The sequence below is a fragment of the Streptomyces sp. CA-142005 genome, assembly GCF_050942335.1.
Taxonomy (GTDB): Bacteria; Actinomycetota; Actinomycetes; order Streptomycetales; family Streptomycetaceae; genus Streptomyces.
In genome coordinates this window covers 395897-410016 of the sequence record NZ_CP192078.1, presented here as the reverse complement: position 1 = coordinate 410016, position 14120 = coordinate 395897, and the positions used below count along the sequence as shown (strand labels likewise).

The window sequence follows — 14120 nt, the reverse complement described above, 5'->3', positions numbered from 1 at the left end:
CGCGGCCGCGCCTGGAAGCCCCTGGGCCCATCCAGTCTCATGGCGGACACGGTGCGAGTGGACGCCATCACGGCCGGCCCCTCAATTCTCGGCGCGTGCTCCCTGCGGCAGCAAGTGCAGCCGGTGACCGCGGGACACAGCAACGTGCAGTCGCACGCCGTTTCCGTTCACTCGCACCGTTGAACGCCGAAACGTACCGGGGATGCGGCGCGTTCCGTCCTTCGCCTCTGCGATCCGTGGGGCGATGGCAGTGAGCTGCTCTTGGTTTCGTATAGGAGCGATTCGCGGGGCGACCTGCGGCAGAAGTATCCGGCTAGGGCAGCCCCGCGACGTTGCGGGCGTTACGCAGGAAGGTCGTGCGCACCTTGTCGGGATCGTCGAGGTAGCTGCCCACCAGCACCGCGTCACGCAGCATGACGAACGTGTCGGCCCTGCCCTCCGGATCGTCACGGCCCGCCGCGGCGAAGTACTCACGCAGCGCCGCACGGAACCAGGCCCGATGTTTCGCAACCACGCCGCGCACCGGGCTCGCAGGGTCGGAATACTCCGCTGTGGCGTTGATGAACGGACAGCCCCGGGTGTGGTGCCGCGCGGCGTCCTCCGCCACGCCCTCGACGGCCAGCTCCAGAAGGTGATCGGGCGACACCGCGTGCTCGGCAGCGGCCTCGAACTGCGCCCGGATCAGTGCGTCCTCGCGCTGGAGGTAGGCGATGACGAGCTGTTCCTTGCCCGCGAAGTGGCGATACATCGTTGACCGGGTCACGCCGGCTTCGCTCAGGACCCGGTCCACGCCGACCGTGTTGATGCCCTCCCGGTAGAACAGGTCGCTGGCGACCTCGAGCAGGTGGTCCCGTGGTCCCGCGGTACGCGCCTTGGCGTCTGCAGTCATGACCACATACTAGTCGATACCGATCGTTCTTTCTTGTCTGTGGGACATGTCACAGTCGACCTCTTTGACGCAGGTCACCCACAGATGCTTCCGTCGAGGGGGGAACGAACGTTCCTTCCTTTCTAGGAGACATCTCATGACCGTGCATACTTCGCTCAAACGCCGCGGCGCCGCGATCCTGGCGGCCGCCGCAGCGGTGACCGCGGCCCTCGCGGTGACCGACAGCGCCGACGCAGCCCCCGCCCACGCCGGCGATCAGCCCGCTGCCACCAAGCCCACCATCGTCCTGGTCCACGGAGCCTGGGCGGACGCATCGAGCTTCGCTCCGGTGGCGTCCCGGCTCCAGCACGACGGCTACACCGTCCTCGACGCGCCCAGCCCGCTGCGCGGCCTGTCTGCCGACGCCGCCTCTGTCGCGGCATTCGTCAATCAGGCCACCACCGGCCCTGTCGTGCTCGTCGGCCACTCGTACGGCGGAGCGGTCATCACCAATGCCGCGGCCGGCATCTCGCGTGTCAAGGCCCTGGCGTACATCAACGCGTACGCCCCGGCACAGGGGGAGACCGTGGCCCAGCTGACCGGCGCCAAGCCCGGCTCCTCGCTCGCGGTCCCCGACCCGACCGCGGTGTTCGACGCCGTTCAGGACCCGTCCCAGCCGCAGGGCGACCCGGACCTGTACGTCAAGCGCGACCTGTTCCCGAAGGCGTTCGCCAGCAGCCTGCCCGCCGACATCGGCGCCGAGCTTGCCGCCGCCCAGACCCCGATCGCAGGCGGCGCCCTCAACGAGCAGTCGGGACCCGCGGCCTGGCAGACCGTGCCCAGCTGGTTCTTCATCGGAGCCAACGACCGGGTCCTCCCGCCCGCCGAGGAGCAGGCCATGGCAGCGCGGGCGCACGGCACGGTCGTGACCGCCGCCGCGGACCACCTGTCGATGCTCGAGGTTCCGTCCGCTGTCACGAAGGTGATCGAGGACGCAGCCACCTCCGCGGGCGGCGCGCAGTGAGCTCCCCGGTCGTGTTCGTCCACGGACTTTGGATCCACGCCTCGGCGTGGCACCCGTGGGTCGACCTCTTCACGAGCGCCGGCTACGAGGCGCGGTCGGCAGACTGGCCCGGTGACGGAGACACCGTCGAGGCGGCCCGGCGCAGCCCCGGCCAGGTGGCCGGCTACGGGGTCCAAGACATCACCGACCACATCGCGCGCCAGATCGGCCGGCTTCACGAGCGCCCCGTGGTGATCGGGCACTCATTCGGCGGTTTGATCGCTCAGAAGCTCCTGGCCTCGGGCATCGCCTCGGCCGCCGTCGCCATCGACCCGGCGCCGATCAAGGGGGTGAAGGCCCTGCCGATCCCGCAGATCCGTTCGGCGCTGCCGGTGCTGCGCAGCAAGGCCAACCGGGCCGGGTCCGTGATGCTGACCCGCCGCCAGTTCCGCTACGCGTTCGGCAACGCGGTCAGCCGCGAGGAGTCCGACGAGTTGTACCGGCGCTGGGCGATTCCGGGACCGGGGCGGCCGATATTCGACCTGACGGCCGCCAAGAAGGACCCGCGCTCGCCCACCGCGGTCGACCTGAGCGACCGCGTGCGCGGGCCCTTGCTGATCCTCGGTGGGGATCGCGACCACACCATCCCCGAAGTGGTGTCACGCCAGGCGGCCGAGCTCTACCAGCCCGGAACCAACACCGACTATCGGCGGATCCCGGGACGCGGGCACTCGCTGGTATTCGACAGCGGTTGGCGTGAGGTCGCCGACGTCGTGCTCGACTGGGTCGGGCAGCACGACACCTCCCCGGCCCGCTGACGCGGGGCTCCGCAAACAGGCGCAAGCAACCGCACGAGTGATCCGGTCGCGGGTACCGGCGACGAGCCGCTGGTACCCGCGACAGGGCGCTGTGCCGAGGCTTGATGCCTGCGACGCCCACCGGCCCCGCCGCGGCGGGGTCGACCAGACGACGCCTGGAACGCTCAACGGAAATTCGATCTTCGGGAGGGTAGGCGGCGGCATCCTGGCCGCTTGTGGACCGATGTCGGGTCGGGGTGGGGCCGATCAGGCTGTTGCGGGTTCGAGAGTGACCTGGTGGCCGAGGGGCTGGAGTCGGCGGACGTGATCAGTGGGGTGCAGTGTGGACACCGTCGATGAGGACGCGGTGCAGGCGTCTGAGCTGGGCCGCACTGCTTGCCGGAACCGGGCCCCGCCGGATCGCGGCTGCGCGTGCGTGTCGGGCGATGACACCGAGGGTCTATGCGAGTCGGTCGAGTCGTGGGTCGGGCTGCTGGGCGCATGCCGCAGGCGCGGCATGCGCGAGCCCGGGGTCGGCATGGCTCGAGCAGCTCGAAGCAGGCTGCGGGACGTGGAGGCGCGAGGCCGGTAAGGCGGCCGACCGCGACCGTTTCGCCGCCCTCGGCCGGGTCTTTCGCGGCTATTGCTCGGTGTGCAGGCGAGGTGCGCCGCACTCCACTGTTGAGGGCTGGGAGCGGGGACAAAAGCACGAGGGGGCTGGGGCAGGCCTTGAGGAAGTGCTGGCCAGGTTCGCGGTGTTCGGCAACGGGCCGACCCTCGTCGAGGTAGCCGCCTTGGTGAGGCGGCGAGAAAGGCGCGCGGAGGGTCTCAGGTCAAGCCGGGTGGTGCCGTTTTGTCATGGCGGGTGTCCGGTTCTGTATCTGCCGGGTGAACCGTTTCTTCCACTAGCTGTCGCGGCGGCTTCCTCCCCGCGGCCATCGCTGCAGCCGCACGGGTCAGTTGCGCTTGCACCTGCTGGAATGCTCGGGACCGTGACCGCTTGCGTTTATGACTTGCACTCATACTCGTTCAACGTCCCGCCGCGCGGTCAGTCACCGCAATTCCCTCAAATGGAGCATTCAACTCCGGCCCGAGGCAACGTCATCCGACGATCATCGAGGGGCGAACCCACGCCGATTCGGGGCTGAGCCTGTGATGGTCCGACTGTGTCCCATGACTCTGGCCCGATGGGGGAGCGTCAGGGACTATGGAACCCGCTTCGTGGCCGCCAGGCCCCACACCGTCCGCGGCCTTGTCCTCGGCGCCCCGTCGCGGGCGAGGGCCGTCGACCAGGAGAACTCCCTGAGACACCTGTCGTGGAAGGTCGGGCATTGGTGATCGCGGTCCTCGGCGTCGACCTCGAGCGGCATCGGATCTTCCTGTCTGCAGCAGGGGGACGGTGAGCGTAGACGTCCCATAGGACAACCGGATTTCAGCTTCGGTTCGTGGAGTGTCGGCGACGCGTGAATCGTGGCCCACTTCCGACCGGCGGCGAGTGCCACCAGCAAAGGAGGTGGACACCGCGGCGCCCGGCACTGCCCGCCGGGAGCAGCACCGCAGCCGGCCCCGCAGCGTCGAGGCGGGTCGGCGCAGGCGTTCCGCGATTCGTCGATGGCCCATCCGCATGCGGCCGCCTCCAGTCCAGCCCCACCACCTCCACCACATGCGCCCGCCTGACCAGGGCGAAGGCTGGGCGAGGGACATGCGTGTCCGAGTGGGTCATGCAATGGGTCCGGCGCGGATGCACCTCCACCGACCCGGCCGGCTCGCGCAACCGACGGCACCGCTCCCATCCCTGCCCGCGCTGGACCCGCCATACTTCGGGCATGTCAACTCGCCAGCTGCGAGGCGCCGTTCGACATGTGCGGGCATCCGCCTCTACCGTGACCGGGAGTGTCTTCGAGCGCACCAGAACGGCCTTCCCGACATTGCTGCCGATCGTGACGGGAGGGCCGTGTGCAACACGGATTCCGCGACCATGCCCGGCACCGCACCGCAGGGGTATGCCTGCCTTGGCGGCTATGCCGCTGCTGCCTGGGCGAACGCGTCGAGGAGACCCGGCCAGCCGCCCGGCGAATCGAACGCGGCGCGGACCTCGTCCTGGGCTTCGCCGAAGCGGTCCAGGTCACGGTGTTCGAGCTCCACTCGGGTGCGATGTGGACCTTCGGGGGCGAAGCGGATCTCCACCTCTGTGATCAGCTGCGGGTCGAAGCGCCAGGCGGCGTCGATCTGCCAGGCCAGCACCAGAAGGGTGGGCGGCTTCCACGTCAGCACCCGGCCCCACTCGCACTCGCTGCCGTCGGCGTCGATCTCGTACCAGCGACCGCCTTCCCTGCCCTCGAGGACCGCCTCCTTCAGCTGCCCCTGGCCGATCTTGTGGCTGCGCGGCCACCAGCTGTCCATGCCCTGCGTGAAGACGGTGAACGCCTTCTCGATCGGCGCGTGGACGGTCACGCTCTTGCGGACGGATCCATCAGGCATGTTCGTGCTTTCCTTCGCTCTCGGCGGCCGCGGCGAACGCGGCCAGTGCCTGATCCCAGAACCGGTCGAGCCAGGCGCGCAGAGCACCCAGTCCGGCTGGGTTGAGCTGGTACACGCGTCGCGTGCCGACCGCTCGGTCCACGACCAGGCCGGCCTCCTTGAGCACCTTCAGGTGCTGGGAGACGGCGGGACGGCTCACGGGCAGGTCCTCGGCCAGCTGCCCCACTGCCTTGGGACCGTCGACGAGACGCTCGAAGACGGCCCGCCGCGTCGGGTCGGCCAGCGCGGACAAGGCATCTTCGTAAGTCGCCACTTACGTAAGCTAGGACTTACGGATGGCCGGGTCAAGCAGGACGACGAGACACAGCCACAACCAGCGACCAAGCCCCCGGCCGGGCGCCAGGCGCGGCACACCGCACAAGGAGGCGGGCCGAAGACCGCGAGCGAGCCGGACATGGTCACCGCGCCGCCCGCAACCGTGAAGATCGATCCCCCGCCTATGAGCAGTCCGACATGCTCATCACGACTGGCACGTCCCGAGCTCCACGTCCTCATCCTGAGTGGCGACCAACACGATGCGGCCACGGAGGGAGGAGAGGCCCGGCCGCTTCAGCCGTGTGCCGGTGCCCCGCCGACCCGCCGGCGGACCGGGCAGGCCCTCGCCACTGTTGCGTGCCGTGGAGAGGAGCGCGGCGAGAGCCGGATGGAGGTGTGACCGTCCCGGCGGGTGGGGTGTGCCGGGCCATGGGCATCGACGGGTCCTGTGTCGCGGCCGGGCCTTCATGCCCGAGGGGGCGTCGTGCCTGGGCCTGCCGGGGCCGTCGACCTCGTCCCGTCGCGCGACCGCATCGCCTCATTGGCCCGGCCCGCACCGCGGGCAGTTGACCGCCGGCACGGCCGCGGCCCGCTCCGGCTACCGCCCGCGCCGCGCGTCGGCCGTCTGCCACCACCGTGAGTGGGCCTGCCCCGCTCGGCCGAGCCGGCCGCCTTCCCCTGCCCTGAGGAGTCCGGTTGCGGCCGTCGCAGGTCCCTGCCGTCCCGCAGCAGACCCTGCACGGGCGACGTCGACCCGGGCCGTGCCCGCCCGCGCTGCTGATCCTGCTCGGCACTCATGCTGGCGGCCTGGCGGAAGAAGCCGGTGTCGGCCAGACCCGGCATGAACACGGTGAGGGTGACACCTGTGTCCCCGTCTCGTCCCCAGCGTCCCGGCAAGGGCTCGGTGCGGCGCCGGCACTGCCCGGGCGGCCGGGGTGCAGCCGGCCACTGCCGTGACCTGGTCCCGTCGGTCGGGCCGTCGCCGGCGGATGCCCCGGGTTTTCCGGCTGCTGACCGCGCCCGGGGTTGGGGGGTGAGGGGTGGGTTGGTGGGTGTGGGCGTGATGTCGGCCATGCGAGCGGGATCACATCCTAACCAGGGCCGTAGGACCGGATGCCCCTGAAATGCACCGACAGCCCCATTCATGCACAAAACGGACAAATATACGTATGGGGGTAGTAGGTCACATCATTGCGCCCGCCCTCGGCCGCCGCTAATCATGGCTGTCGTCGCCGCGAGCCGGATGGCCGGAAGCGAGCGACCCCCCTAAGGGTCTGCCCGTGTGCACGGGCGGCCGACGCCGCCGCAGGCAAGCGGCCGGCACCGACTTACGTCCCCCACGGAGAGTTGCTTTCGCATGGCCATGATCAACCGCACCCGCATCGCCCGTCTCGGCCTGACCGGTATCGCCACCACGGGCGCCGCCGCCGCAGCGCTCACCCTGATGCCGGCCAACGCGCAGGCCGCCGAGCCGGTACAGGCGCATGCCCGTGCGGTCACGGCCTCCGGCAACGACAGCCACGGCGCTTCCACGAGCGGCTCCGCGGGCAGCCTCGACGGCTGGATCAAGCAGTCCCTGGCCATCATGAAGGCCAAGGGCATCCCGGGCAGCTACGAGGGCCTGAAGCGCAACATCATGCGCGAGTCCGGCGGCAACCCCAGCGCCCAGAACAACTGGGACGTCAACGCCAAGCAGGGCACCCCCTCCAAGGGCCTGCTCCAGGTGATCGACCCCACCTTCCACGCCTACCACGTCGCCGGCACCGCCAACAGCGTCACCGACCCGGTCGCCAACATCACCGCGGCCGCCAACTACGCCGCCCACCGCTACGGCTCCATCGACAACGTCAACTCCGCCTACTGACCGGCGGGCAAGCTGCTGATCAAGCCAACAGGTGGGCCAGGTCGGCGCGCGTCTCCGGCAGAAATCTCGGCGGAACGGCAGTCCCTGACGGGACGCCAGTTGTTTTGCGAGTCATACCGGATCACGAGCACTGGGCCTGGCGGCAACCCATCCCGGGCCGCAGAAGAACTCTCACAGTTGTCTTCTTCACGGTCCTGTGAGAGAGCCATCGGCCTCCGGACCCGGCAGGGCTGTTGGCCCCTGTCGATCGGATGACCTGGGGGTGATGTCGCCGCGCCCGAAGGGTGCGGTCGCAGTCGGTGATCACAGGACCGGCCAGTGCCCGGTCGGGCGTAACGTCCGGCGGCTTGCGGGCGGCAGGTCTGCAGCACGGGGAGGCGTTCGAACGCCCTTGCCGCCGATGCCGTTACGCTGGCCGTCGGTGACGACGCCCTGGGCTGCCGGAAAGCCATGGCCCCGTGTTCTCCGAGGCCTGTCATCAAAGGTGCCGGGTTCACAACCGCGTTCGATACAACCTACGGCGCGAAGTTCCCCAGGGCTGTCAGGAAGGTCACTGCCGACGCCGACGAACTGCTGGCGTTCTGCGACTTCCTGGCCGAACACTCGACACATTTGCGCACCACGAATCCCAGCGAGTCGGCGTTCGCCACCGTCCGCCTGCGCACGAAAGTGACCCCGGGGCGCCGGCAGTCCGGCCGCCGCCCCGGCCATGGTCTTCAAGCTCATCGAGTCCGCTCAGCAGCGGTGGCCGGGTCGTGAACGCACCCCGCTACGTGGCCCTGGTCCGGGGCCGGAGCCCGCTTCGAACGCGGACACCTCATCGAGCGCCTCCAAGCTCATGCAGCGCGGGCGAAGGACGCAGCCAAGACCGGTGTGGCACAGACCGACCGGTGTCAGCAGGTCCGGGAAGACGACGCCAGTCAGGCACGGGCAGTCGGACGACCCCAGTTGCCACTGCTCGTGACACATTTCATATCGAGGCGCGCTTGACGCAATTTCTTTGCTCCGCCGCTTGGATTTCCTCCATTCCATTTGGCTACGCTCCGCCGGTGTCACCCGCCGTCCAAGGGAATGCGGAGTCCGGACTTGTCGTCCCAAGATGTTGCCGTCGTCGCACGGCCGGGCTGTCTCACGCTTCTTGGCGGACCGCCAGGGTCCGGGAAATCCACTGTTGCCGATGCGGTCGCCTCGAGTGCCGATCGACCCACCGTCCACGTGCCCACCGGCAGGCCTTTACGTGTGGATCCGCTCGGGCTTCGTCCTGCCCTACCTGCCGGAAGCTCAGCGCCAGAACGAGGTCGTGCAGAAAGTCATGATTGATGCGGCGTGCGCATACGCGGGCGGCGGTTACGACGTTGTTCTGGACGGCATCCTCGGCCCCTGGCTGCTTGACGCCTTCCGCGCCGAATGCCGAAAACGTGATCTCGACCTGTCCTACGTTGTCCTGCGCCCCAGCCTGGAGGTGACACTCTCGCGGGCCTCGCAGCGCGAAGGAAGGCACCTCAAGGAGATCGAGCCGATCGTCGGCCTCTACGGAGCATTCAGGAACATGGGCCCGCTCGAGGGGAACGTGATCGATTCGACATCCCAGTCCGTGGAGCAGACCACCGTGGAGGTCGTCGACGGTCTGCGCACGGGCCGTTTCGCCGCCGGGTGACAGCCACCGCTTGCGGGTACTTACTCGCTGACACCGGAACCAAAACCATAGGGACCGACGCAACCGCAGCCTGAACCAATTCAACTGGCCCACAAGGACCGACCATTACTCCGATGTCCCCGTGAGCTCGTAACACGATCTTGTGGGTCGTGACTGCTCAGCGATGAGGTGTGCCTGGTGTGGCGCCCCCGGCAAAGCCGCGAACAACCGACTGTGACTGTGACCGGTGGTGCCGATCGAGAGAGTCTGCAGCGCGACGCTGGGGTCATCCCAGCACGCGTAGGAGTCGGCCCAATGGGCAACCCGATCGGCCCTGATGCGTGAGCGCCTGGAAGAAAGGCTGTGAAGGGAACATGGGCGGCTACCTCGGCCGCGCGGGCGCCCGGTTGCCGGCCGCTGAGTTCGGCCCGCAGATAGTCGAGGCCCCCGGCGCCGCTCACCGGTGAACAACTGCCCCTGCGTGTTGGCCTCGACGGCGCGTAGACCGCTCACGCCGAACTGGGTGGTGGTGTTGTGCAGGTAGGCCACACCGTGGACCCACTGGGGATGCTCGGCCACCGCACCGTAGAGATTCACGACATGCTCGCAGTAGCGGCGTACTTGCTCAACGGGGTTGAGGGCCGCATGCGCGTAGGCGTCGATGCGGCGCAGCTCCGCATCGTCCTAGATGATCTATTCCAAGGGGTCGGTGATCGTAGGCGATCAGTGGGCGTAGGACGGTTTGTCCGGTGGCGTCGTGGTGCCGGATCGCGGCGGTCAGCGCGAGGATGCGTTGCATGACGCGGGCTATGCCCCCTCCGGGTGTGCGCCCTCGGTGCCGTTCGAGGCCAAGCTGTCCCTTGAAGGTTTCGTTGATCGATTCGATGACCGGCCGCAGTGGTTTGAACAGGGCTGCACCAGGCCGTTCCCGTTCACCTTTACGGGCCGGCCGCAGCAACTGGACTCCACGCTCGGACAGTTCGCGTTCGAAACCACGGCCCGCGCAGAAGCTCGCATTCGGCGGCCAGGAGGTCGAGGAGGGTCTCGCGTTCGTTGGCCTTGGCTCCGGTCAGGGCGAAGGCGATGGGCAGGCCCTGAAGGGTGCAGACCAGGTGCAGGTGCAGGTGCAGGCCCCAGAAGAAGTGCCTGTGGCTGGCGCAGTAGCCGTATTCGGCCCAGCCTGCCAGGCCGGAGCGTTTGACGGTCTCGCGGGAGCGGCCGCATTCCGCCGGGGTGGGGTCCACGACCCATACGTCGGCGCTCCACACCGAGGTGGTGGTGGCCAGGATCCGGTTGACGCTTCGCATCAGACCGGCGGCCTTGCGCAGCCGCTTGTTGTAGCCGGGCTGCTGGGGCAGGTAGGGGAAGAGGTGGCGCAGGTGGGCACGGGCATGGCGGAGCCATGTGGCCTCGGAGGTGAAGCCGAGCATGGCCTGCATCATGGCGAGGGTGACCAGTTCGGCATCGCTCAGGCGGGGCGTAATGCCGACCGGCGGGCGCCACGGCGCCAGGTCGGGATGCTCTTTCAGCATGTCGTCGGTCGTCGCATAGAGTGCTTTCGCGAGGGTGTCCACGTCGTTCGCCATAAGACGATCTTGGACACCCTCGTTCTCGTCTCCGCAGGCACCCCTTGGACCACACCACCAGGAGGAACCAGTGTCATACCCGCAACCGCTCACCCCCGAGGAGAAACTCGCCGACGCGAAGAAGCAGCTGAGCCTCCCGCGCATCGTCGTGATCTGCGGCTCCACCCGTTTCATGACCGAGATGACCGAGGCCGATCTGCGGGAGACCAAAGCCGGAAAGATTGTCGTCAAGCCGGGTTGCGACATGAAGTCGCCGCACGAACTTTGGTCCGATCCTGTTGAGGCCGAGGCGCTGAAGGTTCGACTCGACGATCTGCACCGAGCGAAGATCAGGCTCGCCGATGAGGTGCTCGTAGTCGGCGACTACATCGGAGACAGCACCCGAGCCGAAATCGCCTACGCCCGGTCGCTGGGCAAGCCCGTGCGGTTCACGCACCCCGAAGTCGACCCCGGCGCCTGACCGCCCACCCCCACGCCTTCCGCAGGCACCCCTTGGAATTGATCATCTAGTCCGGTTCGGCTTGGCTCCACCGCTTCAACTCGACCGCGACGTAGGACGGTTCACCCGTGTCCGGGTGCGCCATGGCCAGGACGGCCACGACATACGTGTCCACTACGGCGGCACCAGCCGGCGGTGCGGTCGGAGCGTTCGTCTCCCGGCGCTGTGCGGCCATGGGAGAGGCTCAGGGGACGCCCGCGCTGTTGCGGAGCATCGGGACATCGGAGTCGATCCGTGGGCAGGGCCCCTGGTCCACGGAAGACCGCGGGCCAGGGGCGTGGGTTCCGGTTCTTCGTGAGAGCGGTCAGCTGTTGGCGTTGAGGACGGGGTAGTAACCGGACGCGTGGCCGGTGGCGGTGGGGTGGTAGGACTCCCAGCTCGGGGAAACCACCAGGGAGTGCAACCAGTCGTCGCCGGAGCAGAGTTCGTGTCCGTTGAAGGTGGAGCGGACGTCGCCGAAGACGAAGCCGTGGGCCGCGGCCCGGCCGGCGATGACGTTGTCGAGGACGTCCGCGGATTCGTCGATCTTGCGGTGCTTCGTGTCGCTGAGTCCGACGCAGAAGACACCGAGGGTGTACATCCGCGGATAGCCGAGCACGACGACCTTGGCGTTGGGTGCCTTGGCGTGAATCGCGTTGTAGGTGGCGTCCAGGCGGGCGGGCAGCGTGTTCTGGGCGTAGCTCTCGGCCTGGTTGACCCGGTTGACGCAGTCGCTGTCCGATCCGGTCACACAGGTGGTCATGACGTCGGAGAAGCCCGCGTCGTTGCCGCCGATGGTGACGGAGACCAGCGTGGTGGAGGAGTTCAGCGGCCCGAGCTGGGAGTTGGTCACGTCCGTGGTCACTGCACCCGAGCAGGAGGTGTCGGCGAACGAGGACGGGGCGTGGACGTTCTTCCACAGGTAGGGGTAGGCGCTGAAGCTGCGGTGGCAGGAACCGCTCGCACTGTCGTAGTTGCCGGCTCCGTTGCCGGCCGAGTAGGAGTCGCCGAGGGCGACGTAGGAGGCGCCGGCGGCCTGTGCGGGAGCGGTCAGGGTCAGGCTGAGCACGGTCGCGAAGCACAGCGTGGCGAGGGCTGATAGAGATCTGACGGGTCTCACGAAACCTCCCGAGAGCGAAAACCGGTTGCCGTGGGGCCGGAAGACGACGAACGCAATGAGGCGTGCTCATGACAAGCGTTCTTCTCGCGTAGACTCCGCGTGCGCCGCGCCGTGCGGGAGCGCAAGCGGATGTGACGTGAACGACCGTCGCCTGCCGGTGACTTGCGTCGGCGACGGATTGACGGGGGAGTGGTGGCGCGCGCAGTGCAGGCTCGGTCGGGGCGGTGCGCGACCGAGTGCAGACGCGGCCGGAGGGGGTGTGGGGTCGGAGGGTGTCAGCGCACGTGGGTGCCCTGTGTGCTCAGTTCCTGGTCACCGGTTGAACGGGAGGCGTACTGCCTCTGGGGCCGCCGCTGTCGCCGAGTGCGGTTGAGCCGCCCTGGCGCCGTGGGGGAGCAGGCCGTGGGTGCGGGTTGTGGGCGCGGCGGGTGCCGCCGTCGTGAACAAGTCGGACGCCGGGGCGGTTTGCCCGGCGTGTCTCGTGGTGCTGCACGTTTCGAACCGCACGCGGTCCTCCTGGGAGGGGATGCCTTCAGGGGGGTACGGCACGGCGCCCGCCGAAGTGCCATGTTCGGCGTGCTCCTGACAAGTTCAAGTCTTGATTATCCGAGGCCTAAGTGCGGTAGGCAAGTAGTCGGGCCAAAATCTGCGCGTGTAGCACCAGAACGCGTACTCGCCTGCGGTAGCCCCAAATCCCCCTGCGTACATACCAGTTCGTGCATCACCCCGACAAGCGTGTGGGCACGCGGCGGTTTGACTGCCCAGTGCTCGGGCGCAACGTCCGCATCTGGGGGCGGTTACCGGGCGTGGACTCGCTGGCTTGCCGCCACGGCATCAGCCTGCGCGGCGCAGTCAGCGCCGGCGTGCGCTGGTGAAAGTCTTCGTACTCGGACGGCGCCGGGAGCAACTGCATAGGGGTCGCCGACCTCGTCGACACGCCGTACGGCGGCGTCGCGATCTCGGCCGGGAACCTCGGCCCCGAGCACTCCAAGCGTCGCCGCAGGGCGCAGTCCAAGCCCATCGTCTTCCGCCCGGACGCGGCGCACGCGTATGACGATCGCTGCCTGTCGTGGAACTACGACGCGCAGCGCGTGAGCATCTGGACTCTGGACGGACGGCTCAAGAACGTACAGTTCGCCTGCTCGCCCGGCACACTCAAGCAGCTCGCCGAGCACCGCAAGGGCGAAACGGACCTGATCGCACGGGACGGGAAGCTGTTCCTCCTCGCCACGATCGACATGCCAGAGCCGGAGGTGTTCGAGCCGAAGGGCTTCATCGGGGTGGACCGGGACATCAACAACCTCGCCACCACATCCGACGGGGACAACCACTCCGGGCGCGTCTGGGCCGCTACCGCAGGTGGCAGGCCCGTAAGAAGGCCGAAATCCAGGCCAAACAGACCCGGGGTGCGAAACAGCTGCTGAAGAAGCGTGCCCGACGCGAGGCCCGGCACGCCACCCACATCAACCACAAGGTCTCCAAGACTGTCGTTGCTGTCGCCCAACGCACCGGACGCGGTATCGCCCTCGAAGGACTGAGGGGTATCCGCGAGCGGGTCACGGTTTTGCGCGACCAGCGAGCACGCCAGTCCTCCTGGCCGTTCCACCAACTCGGCGCGTTCATCGCCTACAAGGCCAAGCGCGCCGCAGTCCCGTTCGCCGAGGTGGAGCCGGCCTACACCTCGCAGCGCTGCCCGCGCTGCGGCCACACCGAGCGCGCCAACCGGCGTACCCGGGACCTTTCCACTGTCGTCGGTGCGGCCTCGCTGGGCCGGCCGACCACGTCGCCGGGGCCAACATCGCCACAGGCGGGGCCACGGCGTGGGTATTCGTCGACATGCCCGACCCGGTCCCCGCCCAGCGCGCAGGCCGGCAGATGTGACCCGTGACCGCCCTGCCGTAGGGGGCAGTCGGGAGCATAAACAGAGCCCTTTCCGGACTGAGCCAACAAGCTCGGTCCTCCAGGGCCGAGT

13 protein-coding genes and 2 pseudogenes are annotated in these 14120 nt (G+C 68.5%); 9 read left to right on the top strand and 6 right to left on the bottom strand.

All coding sequences use genetic code 11. The annotated features are described in order from the left end of the window. Positions 1-313: 313 nt before the first annotated feature. Positions 314-889 carry a TetR/AcrR family transcriptional regulator gene (locus ACQPXS_RS02150; protein ID WP_433446362.1) on the bottom strand — a complete coding sequence of 192 codons (576 nt, stop codon included), beginning with the start codon at positions 887-889 and terminating at the stop codon, positions 314-316. Between the two features lie 136 nt (positions 890-1025). Here ACQPXS_RS02150 and ACQPXS_RS02145 point away from each other — a divergent pair, with 136 nt between their 5' ends. Together ACQPXS_RS02145 and ACQPXS_RS02140 are read left to right on the top strand one after the other, a co-directional pair. Beyond that, entirely contained in the window at positions 1026-1892 is an 867-nt protein-coding gene (locus ACQPXS_RS02145; RefSeq protein ID WP_433446360.1) for an alpha/beta fold hydrolase, read from the top strand. Then, positions 1889-2689, top strand: a complete 801-nt coding sequence (locus tag ACQPXS_RS02140; RefSeq protein WP_433446358.1) for an alpha/beta hydrolase — start codon at positions 1889-1891, stop codon at positions 2687-2689. The genes ACQPXS_RS02145 and ACQPXS_RS02140 overlap by 4 nt, the downstream gene beginning before the upstream one ends. Positions 2690-4687: 1998 nt before the next feature. On the opposite strand, the gene ACQPXS_RS02135 is transcribed toward ACQPXS_RS02140, so the two are convergent. Together ACQPXS_RS02135 and ACQPXS_RS02130 are read right to left on the bottom strand one after the other, a co-directional pair. Beyond that, positions 4688-5149 carry an SRPBCC family protein gene (locus ACQPXS_RS02135; protein WP_433446356.1) on the bottom strand — a complete coding sequence of 154 codons (462 nt, stop codon included), beginning with the start codon at positions 5147-5149 and terminating at the stop codon, positions 4688-4690. Beyond that, the gene (locus ACQPXS_RS02130) at positions 5142-5462 is read right to left on the bottom strand and encodes an ArsR/SmtB family transcription factor (protein WP_433446354.1); all 321 of its coding nucleotides are present in this window, start codon (positions 5460-5462) and stop codon (positions 5142-5144) included. Before ACQPXS_RS02130 ends, ACQPXS_RS02135 begins: the two co-directional genes overlap by 8 nt. Before the next feature lie 1359 nt (positions 5463-6821). On the opposite strand from ACQPXS_RS02130, the gene ACQPXS_RS02125 reads away from it, so the two are divergent. The 4 genes and pseudogenes from ACQPXS_RS02125 (at position 6822) to ACQPXS_RS02110 (ending at position 8985) form a co-directional block, all read left to right on the top strand. After that, positions 6822-7328 carry a transglycosylase SLT domain-containing protein gene (locus ACQPXS_RS02125; protein WP_433446352.1) on the top strand — a complete coding sequence of 169 codons (507 nt, stop codon included), beginning with the start codon at positions 6822-6824 and terminating at the stop codon, positions 7326-7328. Between the two features lie 501 nt (positions 7329-7829). Further along, a pseudogene (locus ACQPXS_RS02120) lies at positions 7830-8156 on the top strand (transposase); the annotation flags it as partial. A gap of 243 nt (positions 8157-8399) precedes the next feature. Beyond that, positions 8400-8648 (top strand): AAA family ATPase, encoded by a 249-nt coding sequence (locus ACQPXS_RS02115; protein WP_433446350.1) that lies wholly within the window; start codon positions 8400-8402, stop codon positions 8646-8648. Then, a complete protein-coding gene (locus tag ACQPXS_RS02110) occupies positions 8566-8985 on the top strand; it encodes an ATP-binding protein (RefSeq protein ID WP_433456267.1) in 420 nt (139 codons plus the stop codon). Before ACQPXS_RS02115 ends, ACQPXS_RS02110 begins: the two co-directional genes overlap by 83 nt. Positions 8986-9589: 604 nt before the next feature. Here the strand turns inward: ACQPXS_RS02110 and ACQPXS_RS02105 are convergent. Then, positions 9590-10550, bottom strand: a pseudogene (locus ACQPXS_RS02105) (IS982 family transposase). A 70-nt stretch (positions 10551-10620) separates the two neighbouring features. Here ACQPXS_RS02105 and ACQPXS_RS02100 point away from each other — a divergent pair. Beyond that, positions 10621-11010, top strand: coding sequence for a hypothetical protein (locus ACQPXS_RS02100; protein WP_433446348.1), 390 nt, complete (start codon positions 10621-10623; stop codon positions 11008-11010). A gap of 46 nt (positions 11011-11056) precedes the next feature. Here ACQPXS_RS02100 and ACQPXS_RS02095 read toward each other — a convergent pair whose 3' ends face one another. Beyond that, positions 11057-11224, bottom strand: coding sequence for a hypothetical protein (locus ACQPXS_RS02095; protein ID WP_433446346.1), 168 nt, complete (start codon positions 11222-11224; stop codon positions 11057-11059). Between the two features lie 129 nt (positions 11225-11353). Beyond that, a complete protein-coding gene (locus tag ACQPXS_RS02090) occupies positions 11354-12148 on the bottom strand; it encodes an SGNH/GDSL hydrolase family protein (RefSeq protein ID WP_433446344.1) in 795 nt (264 codons plus the stop codon). Between the two features lie 1091 nt (positions 12149-13239). On the opposite strand from ACQPXS_RS02090, the gene ACQPXS_RS02085 reads away from it, so the two are divergent. Next, the gene (locus tag ACQPXS_RS02085; RefSeq protein WP_433456265.1) at positions 13240-13572 is read left to right on the top strand and encodes a hypothetical protein; all 333 of its coding nucleotides are present in this window, start codon (positions 13240-13242) and stop codon (positions 13570-13572) included. Beyond that, positions 13461-14036, top strand: coding sequence for an IS200/IS605 family accessory protein TnpB-related protein (locus ACQPXS_RS02080; protein WP_433455662.1), 576 nt, complete (start codon positions 13461-13463; stop codon positions 14034-14036). Before ACQPXS_RS02085 ends, ACQPXS_RS02080 begins: the two co-directional genes overlap by 112 nt. Positions 14037-14120 lie beyond the last annotated feature (84 nt).

What these genes read in the sequence shown, in the direction of transcription:
- ACQPXS_RS02095 (WP_433446346.1), bottom strand. Translation starts at nt 11,224, where the DNA reads ATGGCCGCACAGCGCCGGGAGACGAACGCTCCGACCGCACCGCCGGCT.
- ACQPXS_RS02125 (WP_433446352.1), top strand. Translation starts at nt 6,822, where the DNA reads ATGGCCATGATCAACCGCACCCGCATCGCCCGTCTCGGCCTGACCGGT.
- ACQPXS_RS02150 (WP_433446362.1), bottom strand. Translation starts at nt 889, where the DNA reads ATGACTGCAGACGCCAAGGCGCGTACCGCGGGACCACGGGACCACCTG.
- ACQPXS_RS02115 (WP_433446350.1), top strand. Translation starts at nt 8,400, where the DNA reads ATGCGGAGTCCGGACTTGTCGTCCCAAGATGTTGCCGTCGTCGCACGG.
- ACQPXS_RS02135 (WP_433446356.1), bottom strand. Translation starts at nt 5,149, where the DNA reads ATGCCTGATGGATCCGTCCGCAAGAGCGTGACCGTCCACGCGCCGATC.
- ACQPXS_RS02145 (WP_433446360.1), top strand. Translation starts at nt 1,026, where the DNA reads ATGACCGTGCATACTTCGCTCAAACGCCGCGGCGCCGCGATCCTGGCG.